Source organism: Larkinella bovis (assembly GCF_042655385.1).
GTDB classification, from domain to species: Bacteria; Bacteroidota; Bacteroidia; order Cytophagales; family Spirosomataceae; genus Larkinella; species Larkinella bovis.
On the sequence record NZ_JBHSMA010000011.1, the window covers coordinates 114,032 to 128,525 of the forward strand.

A 14,494-nucleotide genomic window follows, 5' to 3' on the forward strand; every position below is an offset into this window, starting at 1 on the left:
ATCCTTTTATTTTTTTCAATCTGACGATTTAATTTTTTCGTCTGAACGGGTATGCGCCCTGCTGCCACCTGATTGGATTTATCGAAGGGCTTAATGAATAAAATCTAAGTTTTTATCCTTATAATCCTCCGGATCCAAGGCTAAAAATTCTTCCCAAAACGGATTATTCGGAACCCCGGCTTTGCAGACCAGCGGTTCTTTTTTGATGGGATGAATGAAATAGAGCCGTCTGGCATGAAGATTGATACTGCTATCCTGGTTGGGTCGGGGAAACCCGTACTTGATATCACCGCGAATCGGACACCCCATACTCGCCAATTGCACCCGAATCTGGTGCGGCCTTCCCGTAATCGGGTTTACTTCCAGCAGATAATGATCGTTGATTTTGCCGAGCAAACGGTAGGTTAATTCCGCTTTTTGCGAACCCGGCACTTCGTAATCGTAGGCTTTTACGGTATTGGTCGCTTCATCTTTCAGCAAAAAATGGCTCAACCGCCCTTTTTCTTCACGCGGTTTTCGGGCCACCACCGCCCAGTACGTTTTTTGCACCTGCCGTTTCCGAAAAATTTCGTTCATCCGTTCCAGGGCCTTCGATGTGCGCGCGAACACCACCAGACCGCTAACCGGCCGGTCGAGCCGGTGAACGGTCCCCAGAAACACATCACCGGGCTTGTCGTATTTCTTCTTGATGTAGTTCTTGATCAGATCCAGCAGTGGCACATCCCTGGTCTTATCGGCCTGCACCAGTACTCCCGGTTCTTTATTGACAACAATCAGGTGATTGTCTTCGTATACAATAACATACTTCTGTTTCATAGTCTTGGGATGAATTAACATTCACCGTTTGTTCAGCCGAAAGCTGCACGTACCTTAATAAGCCTCTTCCTTCGTCGGAAATTCGCGGTCTTTGACGTCATCGACGTAATGGCCGATTGCGTCGGTGATAATACCGTGCAAATCCGCATAGCGACGCAAAAACCGGGGTTTAAACTCTTTGTTGATGCCCAGCAAATCGTGCAGAACCAGAATCTGGCCGTCGGCATCCGGCCCGGCGCCAATGCCGATGGTCGGAATGGTCAGGCTTTCCGATACCTGTTTGGTCAAAGCCGCCGGTATTTTTTCCAGCACCACGGCGTAACAACCAATCTCTTCCAGCATTTTGGCATCTTCCAGCAATTTCTGCGCTTCGGTTTCTTCTTTTGCCCGAACCGCATACGTCCCGAATTTATAAATGGATTGGGGCGTCAGGCCCAGGTGGCCCATGACGGGAACACCGGCACTCAACACCCGGATGATCGACTCTCGGACTTCCAGACCACCTTCCATTTTCACGGAATGAGCCCCCGATTCTTTCATGATCCGGATGGCCGACCGCAGCGCTTCCGACGAATTTCCCTGGTATGAGCCAAACGGCAGATCGACCACCACCAGGGCCCGTTTGACCGCCCGGACGACCGACGTGGCGTGGTAAATCATCTGATCCAGCGTAATGGGCAGGGTTGTTTCGTGGCCCGCCATGACGTTCGAAGCCGAATCACCCACCAGAATAACTTCTACACCAGCCGCATCGACCAGCCGGGCCAGTGAATAATCATAGGCGGTTAAGGCCGAAATTTTTTCCCCCTTGCTCTTCAGTTCCTGAATAACATGGGTCGTAATCCGTTTGATGTCGGGGTTATGAACAGACATTTGTTACGTAACTGTTTTGGGCAATTGTGAGCAGAATACACCGGCAATCTACTGCGAATTGTACGGAATAGAACCAAGATGGGCGCAAAATGATTCGGTAAACCGCCGATGGTCGGGGATTCGGTGGAAATTAACGGTCCAGAAGCCAGGATTCAGGGTTCAAACGGTTCGTGCTTTTCCAGACCTGAAACTGAACTTCGGCCACCCCATCTTTGTCGGTAGCCACGATACCGATGGGCTCCCGGGCTTTCAGGCGCTGCCCGACCTGCACCGACACACTCTTCAATTTAGCGTAAACCGTATAATAATCACCATGTTGCACTGCGACAATGTTGTGCATTCCGGTCACGTAAGTTGTATACTGCACCACGCCATCGTACACCGCCCGGACCACTTCGCCGGGACTGGTCTGAATATCAATTCCGGGATTATCCTGCATGACCCCTTTCAAAACCGGGTGCGGTTTTACCCCGTAATGATCCGAAATAAAACCACGGGCAACCGGCCAGGGCAGGCGGTTGCGGGAGGCCGCAAAGGAAGACGCCAGTGCGGCTTCTTCGTCATTCAATAAGGTATTCCGGCGCTCATCCGGTTTACGGGCTGCGCGTTCGGCCGCTTCGGGAGCAGTTTCGGTGGTTTTCGGTTCAGCGGTTTTGGCATCGGCCGTTTCGGCCTTGTTTCCTTCCGCTTCTTCCGCATTGGCTTTTTCGGCCTTGGCGGCCGCAGCCGCTGCGGCTCTTTCGCGCGCAATTCGCTCGCGTTCCGCCTTTTCACGGGCGATTCGGGCCAGCCGTTCGCGCTCCTGACGCTCCCGGATTTCCCGGCGAATCATTTCGGTGATGGCCGATTCCAGGCGATTGACGGCTTTCCGGCTTTCGGCCAGTTCGGTACGAAGATCCTGTTCTTTTTCGCTCAGTTCCTGCGCTACCCGGTTTTTCTCGTCCTTCAGCCCTTCCAGCCGCTTCGACTCGTTAACCTGCACAGCCAGCGTCCCCTGTTGCTGTTTCTTTTTGACCTCGACAGCCTGTTGTTTGGTCAGCATTTCCTGCCGCACTTTTTCCATCTGTCTTACCTGGCCTTTGCGGGCTTCGGAATATTGCTGGAGGTATTTATACCGCGCGACCAACTGATTGAAGCTTTCGGCCGAGAACAAAAACCCAAGCGGATTGACCTGCTGCCGGCGTTTATCGGCTGCGTAAATCATCTCACCGTATTCTTTTTTAAGCTTTTCGAGATCTTTCTGCAACTGACCGGAGGTCCGGCGCAATTCCTGAATTTCACTCGTCATCAACTTCACATCCTCGGTGAGGAGGTTAATTTGCTTGGACTGGGCGGCAATTTCCTGATTGAGCGCTTTCAACTGGCCTAACGTGGCCTGTTTCTGCGACGAGGTCTTTTTCAGGATGGTCCGGATCTGAGAGACTTTCTCGATATTTTGTTTTTTCTCTTTTTCCAATTGCTGCCGCGTCCGTTGCTGGGCCAAAGCGGTTTCGCCCGCCAGCCAGCAAACGGGTAGCAGTAGCATCAAAGCCTTCCAATGGGGCACCCAAACCGCGCTGTACTTCATAAACATCTTGCAATACCGGATTTTACAGTCTCCGCTGGAATCTCGCCGGAATCGTGAACGGAAAGCCCGGATTTTTTTCGGTAAGCTCTACTTTAGTGTGTCGAATTCGTAAAACGGTCTGGTACGGCTGGCCGTCGTTTTTGGATTTGTAATCGACCGTGACCAAGCTGGTGTACGGAAACAGGAAATTATTCAAAACCGTAAAGTCTTCGTAATCCAGCGTCAGCGAATTTTTGGTTGGCTGCTCCACCACCAGCAGTTTTTTCAACTTCCGGTTTTCCTCACCAATGTAGTTATCAACCAGCACTTTACCTTCGTGCTGCCGCAGAAGCAGGTAATCTTTCTCGTTCTTGACCCGTTGTGCGGGCTCCTGTGGCAACGGCAGGTTGCCAATCAGCAGTGACTGAATCAGGCCGAAATTCAGGTTAAAATTAAACCGCTGGCTGAGTGTCGGATAATCATAGACCGAATATTCACGGTGAATCCGGTCCATAATGACCACGGAATCTTTCGTAATCAGTGCCCGAGCCACTTCAACACCCACCCCCGAAACCGATAACCAGATCAGACTGTCTTTGTCGATCCGCAGATTGACATTGGCGTTGTTGATATCCTGCTCCTTACTCTTGAACGAAACTTTTGATTTCGCCGTCAGGTAGTCAAAATCGACCTGATCAACGGTGGAATTCGCGTCGATGGAAGGCAGTGCCGGGGGCGCAGTGGCCACACTGTCGGCAGGACTGGCGGGCTGGGGCTGGACGGAAACGGTATCTGCCGGGGGAGAGGGCGGAGCGTTGCGGAACATTTTCTGCCGACGACACCCTTCCGAGGTCATCAGCACGACGACACATACCAGTCCGATAAAGTATTTACTCATAAATTTTTCCGGTGGCTATTTTCTTATCCAACCGTTCGGTCGTTTCACCTTTTTGTTTTGCTTTTTTCCACTGTTCAATGGCCCTGTCGTGTTCGCCCAACTGGTACAACACATCGCCATAATGCTCAATGATCGTCCCACTCACGTTCTTATCGGCTTGCAACGCTTTTTCAAGGTACTGCCGGGCTTTTGCATAGTCTTTCATGACATACAGCACCCAGGCGTAGGTATCAAGGTACGTGGCATTGTTCTGGTTTTTTTCCACCAGTCGTTCCGACATTTGCAGGGCCAGCGGGAGTTTTTCTTTCCGGAGGGATAAAAAATAGCTGTAGTTATTCAGCACGTGGTCGTTATCCGGATCGGTTTTCAACACTTCTTCGTACGCTTCGTCCGACTTCTGGTGGTCGCCCATGCCATTGTATACATCGCCCAGCTGCGCCGTGACACTCTTCATCAGTTCGGCATTGGCCGACGAGAGCCGACGGCTTTCTTCGTAGGCCTCTACGGCTTCTTTGTAGCGTTTTTTGAAGTAATTGGCTGATCCGTTGAAAGCCCAGAGTACGCCCTGATTCGGAAACAGTTCCAGGGCCTGTTCCGAATGCACCAGCATGCTGTCCATCTGGTTTAATTCACCGTCGAGTTGCAGGATGGCGCCCCAGATCTCGTACGTTGCTTTATCCAGCCGGGCTGCTTTGACGTAATAATCGCGGGCTTCGGCTTTTTTCCCCTGCTGTACCAGCAAGTCGGCATAAATCGCCTGCGAGCGGGCGTCTTTGGGGTGAGCCGTCGCCAGTTCTTTCGCTAGCCGGACAGCATTCTGCTTCGCTTTCTCATCAGTGCCGACCATGCCGAGGTAGCTCGACAGAATCCGGGCTTTGATGTCGGCCTCCAGGTTTGGATTCGAAAAGACTTTATCCAGCTCCTGACTGCATTTTTCCAGATTGCCCTGTTTCCGGTACAGGTCGGCCAGCATGACGTGGGCCTGGGGCAAGTCCGTATTGACTTTTAACGCCCGCTGGAGCCAGTCAACGGCCTGGTCGTTGCGATCGTTGGCAATCAGCAATTCGGCACCTTCCAGCAGATAATCGGTTTCACCCGGTTCCGACGCCACCAGTTTTTCGGCCTCCTGAATCGCTTTTTCGACCTTGTTCTGCTTGAGGTAAATGCGCTGTTTCTGCCGGATAATTTCTTCGTTCATTCCGGTCGCCTTCTCCACGCGGTCGTACATGTCGAGGGCTTTGTCCGGTTTTTCGTCGAACAGGTAAATAGCTGCCAGTTCAACCCCGTATTCGATGTTTTCGGGGCTTTTTTTGATCAGTTCTTCGTACAGGTTTTCGGCATCGGCAAAGCGTTTCTGCTTGACAAACAATTCGGCCAGTTGCAGAACGTAATATTTATTTTCACCTTTATTGAGTTGAACGGCTTTTTGCGCGTAGGGGAGGGCTTCTTCAACTTTTCCCTGCTTCATCAGGGCCGTGGCCGTCGCATACTGAGCCGCCGGATTTTCGGGATGCAGTTGAATTACTTTCTGGAACTGGGCGATGGCTTTCGACGGTTCGTCCATCATCATGAACTTCATGCCTTCCGTAAACAAGGATTCTTCAACGCCCCGTCCGCCTTCTTTCGGTTTCTGTTCCTTGGTTTTGCGTTGTGCCTGAGCGGGTGCGAGCCAGCACACCATCAGGCAGCCGATACCGGCAACCAGCCATTTCCGCCAATTGGGTTTTACCAGATCGTGCATCTGCTCATTCGAGTTAAAATGAATCGAATCATTGTGATCAGCCGCTCGGGCTCTTTTGTTCAAACGCGTTTGGCACGGTCTCTATTGCAGCGATGGCTTACCGTTGATCACACTATACAAAGGTAGTGGAAAACATCGGATTAGCCATCCGATGACGACCCGTTGATCGGGGGAGAGATGGTCAGAGCTAAGAGCAGGGCTCTTTTGTACCGGGAAGTAAACACTGTTTCGCAACCCAACGCCGGTCCTGATGGATCAACCGGTAGCCGGGTGTGACGCGGTTTTGATTCGGAAGCAAAACGTTTTTAGCCCGGTCGGGTCGTGAAACGATCCCCCACTTCATCGGGATGTACCTGGAGAACGTTGGCCAGCACCAGCAACACCAGGGTCCGGGAAGCCATTCGGCGCGGAATCCGGGCAATAGTGGCGAACAAATCAACCGTAATGCTCTGGTTACGCGCCAGGTGTTGCATCAGGGCTTGTTCTTTCTCGCCGTACGTAAACCGAATGTTCCGGTCGGCGGTTTCACCCTTCAGAATCTCCCGCACCTCCTTACTGGCCTGCATGGCCTTGTCGTCAACCCGGATGTAAGCCCGGTGCAGGTCGTTGAGCGGATCATCGACGTAGTGCGGTTTTCGGTCGCTTTCCGGCACGGTGATCACCAGCACTTCCCGGTCGTTGGCCAGGGCCACGCGTTCCATGGTGTAATCAATGGCCGGTTTGCAATACCGTTCGATGGCGCGTTCCAGCAAATATTCGTCTTCGTCAATATGTTTCAGTCCCTGGATACTTTTGTCGTCACCGATGCCGATCAGCAGCTTCCCGCCTTCGGTGTTGGCAAATGCCACAATCTCGCGAATGATTCGCTCGGGGTGATTGGACTTTAATTTGAATTCGAGATGCGTTCCCTCACCCTGTCTGACCAGTTCCTTGAGCGCCCTGTAGTCCATCAGTCTATCGGCTGTATCTGTGTCAGGAAGGTTGTAAATCTTCCCTTGCTTTTAAATATAAACGTTTTTACCAATACGAACCAAAGGTTGTCTTAACTATTTTACCGACAAATCCGCTATTTTAGCCGGTGGTTCTCCCTCGTAACTATTTACGGTTATGGATCGTTTATCCTTTGGCTGTACTGACTTTATAACGAAAAAATGCTGGAAAACGTTGTCATCGCGCTCCTTACCCTGGTTGGTATGGAAGGCGTAGCCTGGTGGACACATAAATACATTATGCACGGTTTTATGTGGCGCTGGCACCATTCGCATCACAATCACCATGCCGGTTTTCTGGAACGCAACGACTGGTTCAGCGTGGTCTTTAGTCTGCTGGCAATCGGCATGGTGATGACGGGATTTGAAGTTCCGTCCCTCTGGTTTCTGGCACCAGTGGGAATTGGCGTGACGATATACGGTATTTTTTACTTTGTTTTCCACGATATTATCGTGCACCGGCGGTTCAAAATCCGGTTTACAGCCCGCCATCCGTACCTGAAACGAATCATCCGGGCGCACTATATTCACCACAAAGTTCACAAACGGGAAGGAGCCGAAGCGTTCGGTTTTCTATTCGCTCCGAAGAAATACCAGAAGACACCCTAATTGGCGCAGAAACACCAAAACCCATAAAGCACAACCCCATAGGCTGTATCTTTATGGGTTACTTAACCGGTGAAAAGGGGTTAATACTCGTCTTCGTTGAAGAAGAAGTCGTCCTTGGTTGGGTAATCAGGCCATATTTCCTCGATACTTTCGTAGGGCTGACCGTCGTCTTCCAACTCCTGCAGGTTTTCGACTACTTCTAACGGAGCGCCTGAGCGGATCGAGTAATCGATCAACTCATCTTTGGTTGCCGGCCAGGGGGCATCTTCCAAATAAGATGCCAGTTCGAGTGTCCAATACATAGGCGTTGCAGCTAATAAAAGGGTAACTGTTCGTCGTAAATTGTGCAAAAGTAAAAAAATATGAATATCCTATACATTTAGCCGAAAATTCTTTCGGAAACGTTTCGTAAGGCAGTTAGGCCAAATAACCGCCCCCGAATAAAAATGTTTGTATTCGTTCTGTAACTTCTTCTCATTACCCAAATTAGTTTACCAATGGAGATTGAAATTTGTGCTTTTTCGCTGGAATCCTGCCAGATTGCCCAGGCTAACGGAGCAACCCGCGTTGAATTATGCGGTGGGGCGGGGGAAGGCGGCACCACACCCAGCTATGGTCTGATCGAACTGGCGCGCCGGGAGCTAAGCATTGCTCTTTACGTGATGATCCGGCCCCGTGGGGGCGATTTTTTGTACAATACTACCGAATTGGCCGTTATGCGCCGGGATATCACCAACGCCCGGCTGGCGGGTGCCGATGGGGTGGTATTCGGTTTGTTGAATGCCGACGGAACGGTTGATGAAGACCAAACCGCCGAACTCGTGGCGCTGGCCCATCCGCTGCCCGTCACGTTTCACCGGGCGTTTGACCTCACCCGCGATCCGCAGGAAGCGCTGGAAGCCGTCATCCGGACGGGTGCGAAACGGATTCTGACGTCGGGTCAACAACCCAGCGCCGAAATCGGGATTCCGCTGCTGAAAAAACTGGTGGAACAGGCCGACGGCCGCATTGAAATCATGGCGGGTGCGGGCGTAACCGCTACCAATGCCGCCCAACTGGCCGCAACGGGCGTTCAGGCCCTTCATTTAACAGGGAAACAGGTGATGAACAGTGGGATGCAATACCGGAACCTCGATGTACCCATGGCATCGGTGGCCCTGGGCGAATACGAGTGGCTGAGTACCAGCCCCGCCGTGGTTCGGGCAGTGGTGGAGGCTGTATCAGCTTAAAAATTGTTACACAGGGTTAATCAGAGGAAAGCAGGGTTTATCGGGGATTTCTCTGATTAACCCTGTGTAACACCCCTTCTTACCAGAAGTACGCGTACAGGAAGGTAATCACCGCGACCACAACGATGGCGCCGAACGCAAAACCGGAAGAGGTTTTAAACATACTGGCATCGATCGCCAGCCCTTTGGTACTCGGTTTCTGCAGCCCCAGGATAATCATCACCGCCACGCAGATCAGGAAGACAAATCCCATCGTATCGAGGAACGGAATAGTGTAGACGCCCTCGGCACTTTTGACGGCAAAACCGGCGGGGGCCAGGAACTCCAGATTGACCAGATCCGGCAGCACATACTTGAAAAACAGCGATAGCAGAAACCCGCCCACGATGGCGAACAGCGCCCCGCTGGAGTTCGTTTTCTTCCAGAAAAAACCCATGATGAAGGCGGCAAAAACGCCCGGCGACACCAGGCCCGTCATTTCCTGAATGAACTGAAAACCGCCTTTTTTATCGATACCCATGAACGGCGAAATCAGGATCGCCATCAGCATGGATACCCAGATGGTCACCCGGCCCACCCGCACCAGTTTCTGTTCGCTGGCAGTGGGCGAGATGTATTTCTTGAAAATATCGAGCGTAAAAATCGTCGAGATCGAGTTGGCTTTCCCCGCCAGCGACGCCACCACGGCCGCCGTCAAAGCCGCGAACGATAGCCCTTTCAGCCCCGCAGGCAGCAGATTCAGCAAAACCGGGTAGGCGTGGTCTTTGTTGACTTCGCCCGAGGCATCCAGCATCTCCTGCTGAAACAGGCCGTTCTGGTAGAGCGTATAAGCCGCAATCCCGGGCAATACCACGATGATCGGCATCAGCAGTTTCAGGAAGGCCGCAAACAGAATTCCTTCGCGGGCGGTTTTCAGATCGGCCCCCAGCGCGCGTTGCGTAATATACTGATTACAACCCCAGTAGTTCAGGTTCACAATCCACATCCCGCCAATTAAAACCGTCAGGCCCGGCAGGGAAGCATAGTGTGGGTGGCCTTTCGGGAAAATCATGTGAAAGTGGTCCTCCGATTGGGTCAGCATCTGGTTGAACCCGTTCAGAATCCCGTCGGTACCATTTTCGGCCGAAACGAGGTTAATCGCCAGATACGTTGTGGCCAGACCACCCAGGATCAGGAAGAACACCTGAATCACATCCGTATAGCCAATCACTTTCATCCCGCCCAGCGTAATAATGACGGCAAAAACCGCCAGCCCGATCATGCAAAGCGTAAAGTTCAGCCCCGAAATGGTCGAAACCGCCAGCGCCCCCAGAAACAGGATGGAGGTCAGATTCACTAATACATACAGAAAAAGCCAGAAAATGGCCATGATCATCGCAACGGTATTATTGTAGCGCTGCGTCAGAAACTGCGGCATCGTGAAGATGCGGTTTTTGAGGTAAATCGGCATAAAAAAAACCGCCACCACGATCAGCGTCGCGGCCGCCATCCACTCGTAGGTCGCAATGGCCAGCCCCATCGCAAAACCGTCGCCGGAAGCGCCGATAAACTGTTCGGCCGAAATGTTGGAGGCAATCAGCGAAGCACCGATGGCCCACCAGGTCAGCGAGCCTTCGGCCAGAAAGAAATCGGTGGAGGAGGTTTCCTGAGTCTTTTTTCGTTGGTAAATCCAGTAGCCGTAGCCCGCTACGATGATGAAATAAATGAAGAAAACAACGTAGTCGATAACCTGTAATTTTTGCATGACAACGGCTTAAAGTAGGGGAAAAACACCTCTAGGATTATTTCGGCTCGAAAGATAACAATTTAGAGAACATCTGATTCCTCCAATCAACCCCGAAATGATTATTATTTGGGCCACCAGCCGGCCCCAGCGGTCAGATTTTAATCGTATCCGGAACCAGCTTCTGCAACTGTCGATTGGTCTTAAACCGCCGGGCGACGGTAAACCTGTAATTGCCGGTATGGATGACGTGCTGATAAAGGGGGCTTATCACCGACACGGACCCGTTCACCCAGCCGAGGGTAACGCACCACTGGTTGCTATTATAGCCCGCAACAGCCCGAAACAGCAAATCCGGGCGCACGTTGCTGTAAGCCAGCCGCCCCGTTCCGAAAGCTTCTTTGCTGAACGTGGCATTCAGGTTAGCCGTTAACGAACCGGTGGCAAACCAGTGTTTCCGGTACACGAACGTGTAGGCATAACCTCCGCCCGGTCCCCCTTTCAACAGCCGCATCCGTTGCACCTTCTCGGTCGGAAAGTCAGTCTGCAACCGTCCGGGCACCAGTGCGCTATCCCCCCGTACAATGCCGTAATAGAGCTGAAAACCGGCCAGCCACGTGCCCGCCGACCGTTTTTGCCATTCGTTCTGAATGAGCGACGCCCGGAACGAAAACCGCCGGGAATTAAACACCCGCCGGACCGACCCGCCCAGCAGGTAAACGCCCAGATCGGGCCGCACATAATACTGGCCCGGATCGGGAGCCGCCTGGCCCCGGGGCAATAAGTAGTAGCCTTTATAAAATTGCGCGAAGCCGTCGAGTACCCACTTCCGCAGGTAAACGTGGGTCTGGAGATCGATGTCCCTGGTTTTTCCGCGACCGTTGTCCCGATTCAGAAACGAAAGACCGTGCGCCAGATTCAGCGTGAGGGCTTTGAACGTCGCCCCAACGCCCAAATCCAGCGACGAATTGGGTCGAAACCGCAGCGAAGGCGCGGAAGCAACCGGCGTTGACAGCACGTAGGCCGTGTATTTCTGGGAGAGAAATACACGGCCCGTCAGCAGTCGCGGGAAGGTCTGCACATACGCACTATCAACCGGGTTCTTGATCCGGTTCTGGGCCCGGCTTTCCAAACCGGTCAACAACAAACTACTCAGAAAGAAGTGAAAAACCGGCCCGAAAAGCCCGGTCCTACAGGCACTGGCAAGCGAAAGCTGGGCCGTAAATGGGTGCATCATCGCACAAAGGTCGTATCGATTTTATGCCGGTTCAGCTCGGTCTGCCATTCATCCCGGAGCGATTGTTTATGCGTTTCGAAATCGCGCCGGCCAAATAGTTTCATGCGGTATTTTCCGAGGTCGCGGTGCAACAGCAAATGGTTTGTCAGGCCCTTGTTCATCCGGGTCGAATCCGCATCCTGAATCTGCCGGATACGCCGTTTGTTGTTGCCAAACAGCAAATCCGTTAAACTGATCTCGACCAGAAAAGCCGCTTTTTTATTGAGCGTATAATCGCCGTTCAGGTGAAGATACGAAAGATTGCTGGTCAGGTTCAGGTCGGGCATTAAAATCCGGTTCTGGTGCAGCAGAAACTGGGCGTCAACATCTTCGAAATAGATATGACCCGTCTTGGCCTTCGGCAAAAACCGCAAGGCCTGTTGAATCGGCTGGACATCTATCAGCTCCATAGCCCGGATCGAGGCTTTGGTGTAGGCGGTTATCTTGTCGACCTCCGGCAAAAAATCGTTGTTCAAATCCGTTCGCAGCGTCATCGAACAATCGACGGTCCCCCGAATATTCTCGCCTTTCAGCACATCGAGATTCATTTCCTCGGCCGCCCGAAAAAGCTGGTACAAATCCATGCGCTGCAACGTCACGTTGAGCGTCGTGGGAAAGCCTTTCGGATCGCCCAGCTTCATCAAACCGTGCGAACCCAACCGCCCGCCAAAGGCATTCATGGTCAGCCGTTCCAGTTGCGCAGTCTCGTCTTTGATGACGGTTTTCAGGCCGAAATCGTTGCCTTTCAGGGTTTGGTAGTCGAGCTTGCGGGCTTTTACTTCCAGGTCAAACCGGTAATCGCTCAACCCGGTTTTTCGTTTCGGCGAAACCGGTCGTCGGTAGGTTGCCTGCATGCTGTTCAGGCCGGCCAGCAAACTCACCAGCCGTTGCAGATCCAGCCGATCATACGCCAGCCGCAGGGCCGCATACGGTTCCTGAATACCGTCCGGATTCAGTTGAAAATGGCCCAAACCGGCAATCGAGCCGCCCAGCGTGGTTTTACAAAGCAATTGCGGAACCCGCACCAACTCGCCCTTTTTGTGGACCACAAACGACATATCACTCAGGTCTTCACGGGAGGGGAGCCGAATCCGGTCAATCCGGATAGTAGCCGAATATTCGGTACCGAAAAGCAGACCCGCCAAGAGGCTGTCCGTCGAACTGGGCACTTTTTTTGGAGCCGGTTTTGGGGACGTTGACACCGCCGGTTTCGAAAAATCCAGTTCCTGCCAGTGGGCCGCGAGCTGCGTCCGAACCGGATGGATTTCCTGGCTACCACCGAGCACATACCGTAGCAGATTGGTCACCTCGCCGTTGAGGTTAAACGAGCGACCGTCCAGTTTGCCCACCACTTCCTGAATCCGGAGCCTGTTGTTTTCGGGAAGAAACTGAATATCGGCCTTCAGAGCCGTACACCGACCCGCCGACTTCGGAAACAGCAAACAGCCATCCCGAATCTGCAACTGGCCGCTCCAGTACGGTTCTTCGGGTGCGGGCTGCGCCACGTTGGCGTATAGCAACGGACTCCGAACGGCCAGATCAATCGCGGCCGTTCCCCGGTACAGCGAATCGCCGGGCCAGTTCATCAACTGCGCCAGCTGGAGCAGCGATAGCTTCCCCTGGATGGTGGCATCGGCAACGGGCGAAACAAAGTTGGTCAGCGTGCCGCGCAACACCAGCGTATCCTCGCCCGACTGTACCCGGAATTGCTGCAACGTCAGCCGGGCGGTTTCGCGGGAATGCGCGGCTCCGTTGTTCCAGTTACCCTTCACCTGCACGGTCTGAAAAACCACCGGCGTTTTCGGCCAGCGGTAGTTTTGGGCCTGAAGCTGAAAATGGATGTCGTTATGCGCCCGAACCATCGCCCCGGTCCGGCCCCGCATCCGAAACCGGAAGGCGACGTTCCCTTTTAAGGCCGTATCGCCCGCATACCGTTTAAGCGAGTCGGGTAACAAGGCCTTCAGAAAGTCGTGCGCCGGTTGCACGCCACTCAGCCCGAGGTTCAAAAACGAGCCTTCGGCCAGCTTCTGGTGCGTTCCCACCAGCTGAACCGGGGCGCCGTTTACCCGCAGTTGCGTCTGGCTGAAGGTCCCGGTTTTGGTGGTCGGATTGTAGGCATACTGGACGGTCGCCGAAAAAGGCTGGCCCCGAAACAACGTCAGTTTCCGGTTCCGGATAAAGTCAATGGAACCGTTGAGCCGGCCCTGCAACTGAAGGGTAGGATGGTTGAGGTGGCCCGTCAAATCGGCCTGGCGGATGGTCAGGGCAAATGCATTCTTTTTATAGGCATTTTCAATTACCACCGTCGCGTCTTCGATCCGGATTTCCGGAATCGTTACCGAATGCATATGTGTCGTATCCGAACGGCTTTCGGATTTCCAGGCAAAACCGGTTTTGTGCCCGGTCGAATCCACCCATTGGTGGTACCGAACGCCTTTCAGAAAAATCTCCCGGACGGTTCGAATTTCCCGAAAAAAATCAGTGGTTCCGATGACCAGATGCGCCTGGTTGATCCCGACAATTTCCAGCGGTTTTGCGCCCTGATGGTCGTGGATGGAAATATTGTCAAGCTGGATGGAGAGGTGCGGAAAATGGCGGAGTAACGAAAAATTCACGTCAAAATCGGCCAGGCGTTGCTCCGAGTGGCTGGCAAATTCGTCCCGAATGGCCTGAATCACCTTTTCTTTATAAACCGTCGCCAGGAAGAGCGGAATCAGAAAGATCACCAGGACCAGAACTCCTGCTGCCGCTACGCCAATTTTTATCCAGTGAGCAAACCTCGCCATCGCTTTTA

At 52.9% G+C, this 14,494-nt stretch carries 12 protein-coding genes; 2 read left to right on the plus strand and 10 right to left on the minus strand.

Annotated elements, in window-relative coordinates:
* Window positions 1-90: 90 nt before the first annotated feature.
* The 6 genes from ACFPMF_RS23320 to ACFPMF_RS23345 all read right to left on the minus strand — a co-directional run bounded on the left by ACFPMF_RS23320 (window position 91) and on the right by ACFPMF_RS23345 (window position 6,824).
* Window positions 91-816, minus strand: coding sequence for an RluA family pseudouridine synthase (locus tag ACFPMF_RS23320; RefSeq protein ID WP_379849632.1), 726 nt, complete (start codon window positions 814-816; stop codon window positions 91-93).
* A gap of 54 nt (window positions 817-870) precedes the next feature.
* The gene (gene panB / locus ACFPMF_RS23325; RefSeq protein ID WP_379849634.1) at window positions 871-1,689 is read right to left on the minus strand and encodes a 3-methyl-2-oxobutanoate hydroxymethyltransferase; all 819 of its coding nucleotides are present in this window, start codon (window positions 1,687-1,689) and stop codon (window positions 871-873) included.
* Between the two features lie 130 nt (window positions 1,690-1,819).
* Complete coding sequence (locus ACFPMF_RS23330; protein WP_379849636.1) at window positions 1,820-3,214, minus strand: murein hydrolase activator EnvC family protein; 1,395 nt, start codon at window positions 3,212-3,214, stop codon at window positions 1,820-1,822.
* Window positions 3,215-3,278: 64 nt separating this feature from the next.
* Window positions 3,279-4,133: a lipoprotein insertase outer membrane protein LolB1 gene (lolB1, locus tag ACFPMF_RS23335; protein ID WP_379849638.1), complete on the minus strand. Its 855-nt coding sequence runs from the start codon at window positions 4,131-4,133 to the stop codon at window positions 3,279-3,281.
* The gene (locus tag ACFPMF_RS23340) at window positions 4,126-5,874 is read right to left on the minus strand and encodes a tetratricopeptide repeat protein (protein ID WP_379849715.1); all 1,749 of its coding nucleotides are present in this window, start codon (window positions 5,872-5,874) and stop codon (window positions 4,126-4,128) included. Before ACFPMF_RS23340 ends, lolB1 begins: the two co-directional genes overlap by 8 nt.
* Window positions 5,875-6,179: 305 nt before the next feature.
* Window positions 6,180-6,824 carry an RNA-binding domain-containing protein gene (locus tag ACFPMF_RS23345; protein WP_379849640.1) on the minus strand — a complete coding sequence of 215 codons (645 nt, stop codon included), beginning with the start codon at window positions 6,822-6,824 and terminating at the stop codon, window positions 6,180-6,182.
* 201 nt (window positions 6,825-7,025) lie between these two features.
* Here ACFPMF_RS23345 and ACFPMF_RS23350 point away from each other — a divergent pair, with 201 nt between their 5' ends.
* Window positions 7,026-7,472 (plus strand): sterol desaturase family protein, encoded by a 447-nt coding sequence (locus tag ACFPMF_RS23350; protein ID WP_379849642.1) that lies wholly within the window; start codon window positions 7,026-7,028, stop codon window positions 7,470-7,472.
* A gap of 80 nt (window positions 7,473-7,552) precedes the next feature.
* Here ACFPMF_RS23350 and ACFPMF_RS23355 read toward each other — a convergent pair whose 3' ends face one another.
* Window positions 7,553-7,774 (minus strand): DUF2795 domain-containing protein, encoded by a 222-nt coding sequence (locus ACFPMF_RS23355; protein WP_009284883.1) that lies wholly within the window; start codon window positions 7,772-7,774, stop codon window positions 7,553-7,555.
* Window positions 7,775-7,969: 195 nt separating this feature from the next.
* On the opposite strand from ACFPMF_RS23355, the gene ACFPMF_RS23360 reads away from it, so the two are divergent.
* Entirely contained in the window at window positions 7,970-8,701 is a 732-nt protein-coding gene (locus tag ACFPMF_RS23360; protein ID WP_379849644.1) for a copper homeostasis protein CutC, read from the plus strand.
* Between the two features lie 79 nt (window positions 8,702-8,780).
* Here ACFPMF_RS23360 and ACFPMF_RS23365 read toward each other — a convergent pair whose 3' ends face one another.
* The 3 genes from ACFPMF_RS23365 to ACFPMF_RS23375 form a co-directional block, all read right to left on the minus strand.
* Complete coding sequence (locus ACFPMF_RS23365; protein WP_379849646.1) at window positions 8,781-10,445, minus strand: sodium/sugar symporter; 1,665 nt, start codon at window positions 10,443-10,445, stop codon at window positions 8,781-8,783.
* Between the two features lie 133 nt (window positions 10,446-10,578).
* The gene (locus ACFPMF_RS23370; RefSeq protein WP_379849648.1) at window positions 10,579-11,661 is read right to left on the minus strand and encodes a DUF4421 domain-containing protein; all 1,083 of its coding nucleotides are present in this window, start codon (window positions 11,659-11,661) and stop codon (window positions 10,579-10,581) included.
* A complete protein-coding gene (locus ACFPMF_RS23375; RefSeq protein WP_379849650.1) occupies window positions 11,658-14,486 on the minus strand; it encodes an AsmA family protein in 2,829 nt (942 codons plus the stop codon). Before ACFPMF_RS23375 ends, ACFPMF_RS23370 begins: the two co-directional genes overlap by 4 nt.
* Window positions 14,487-14,494: the final 8 nt, after the last annotated feature.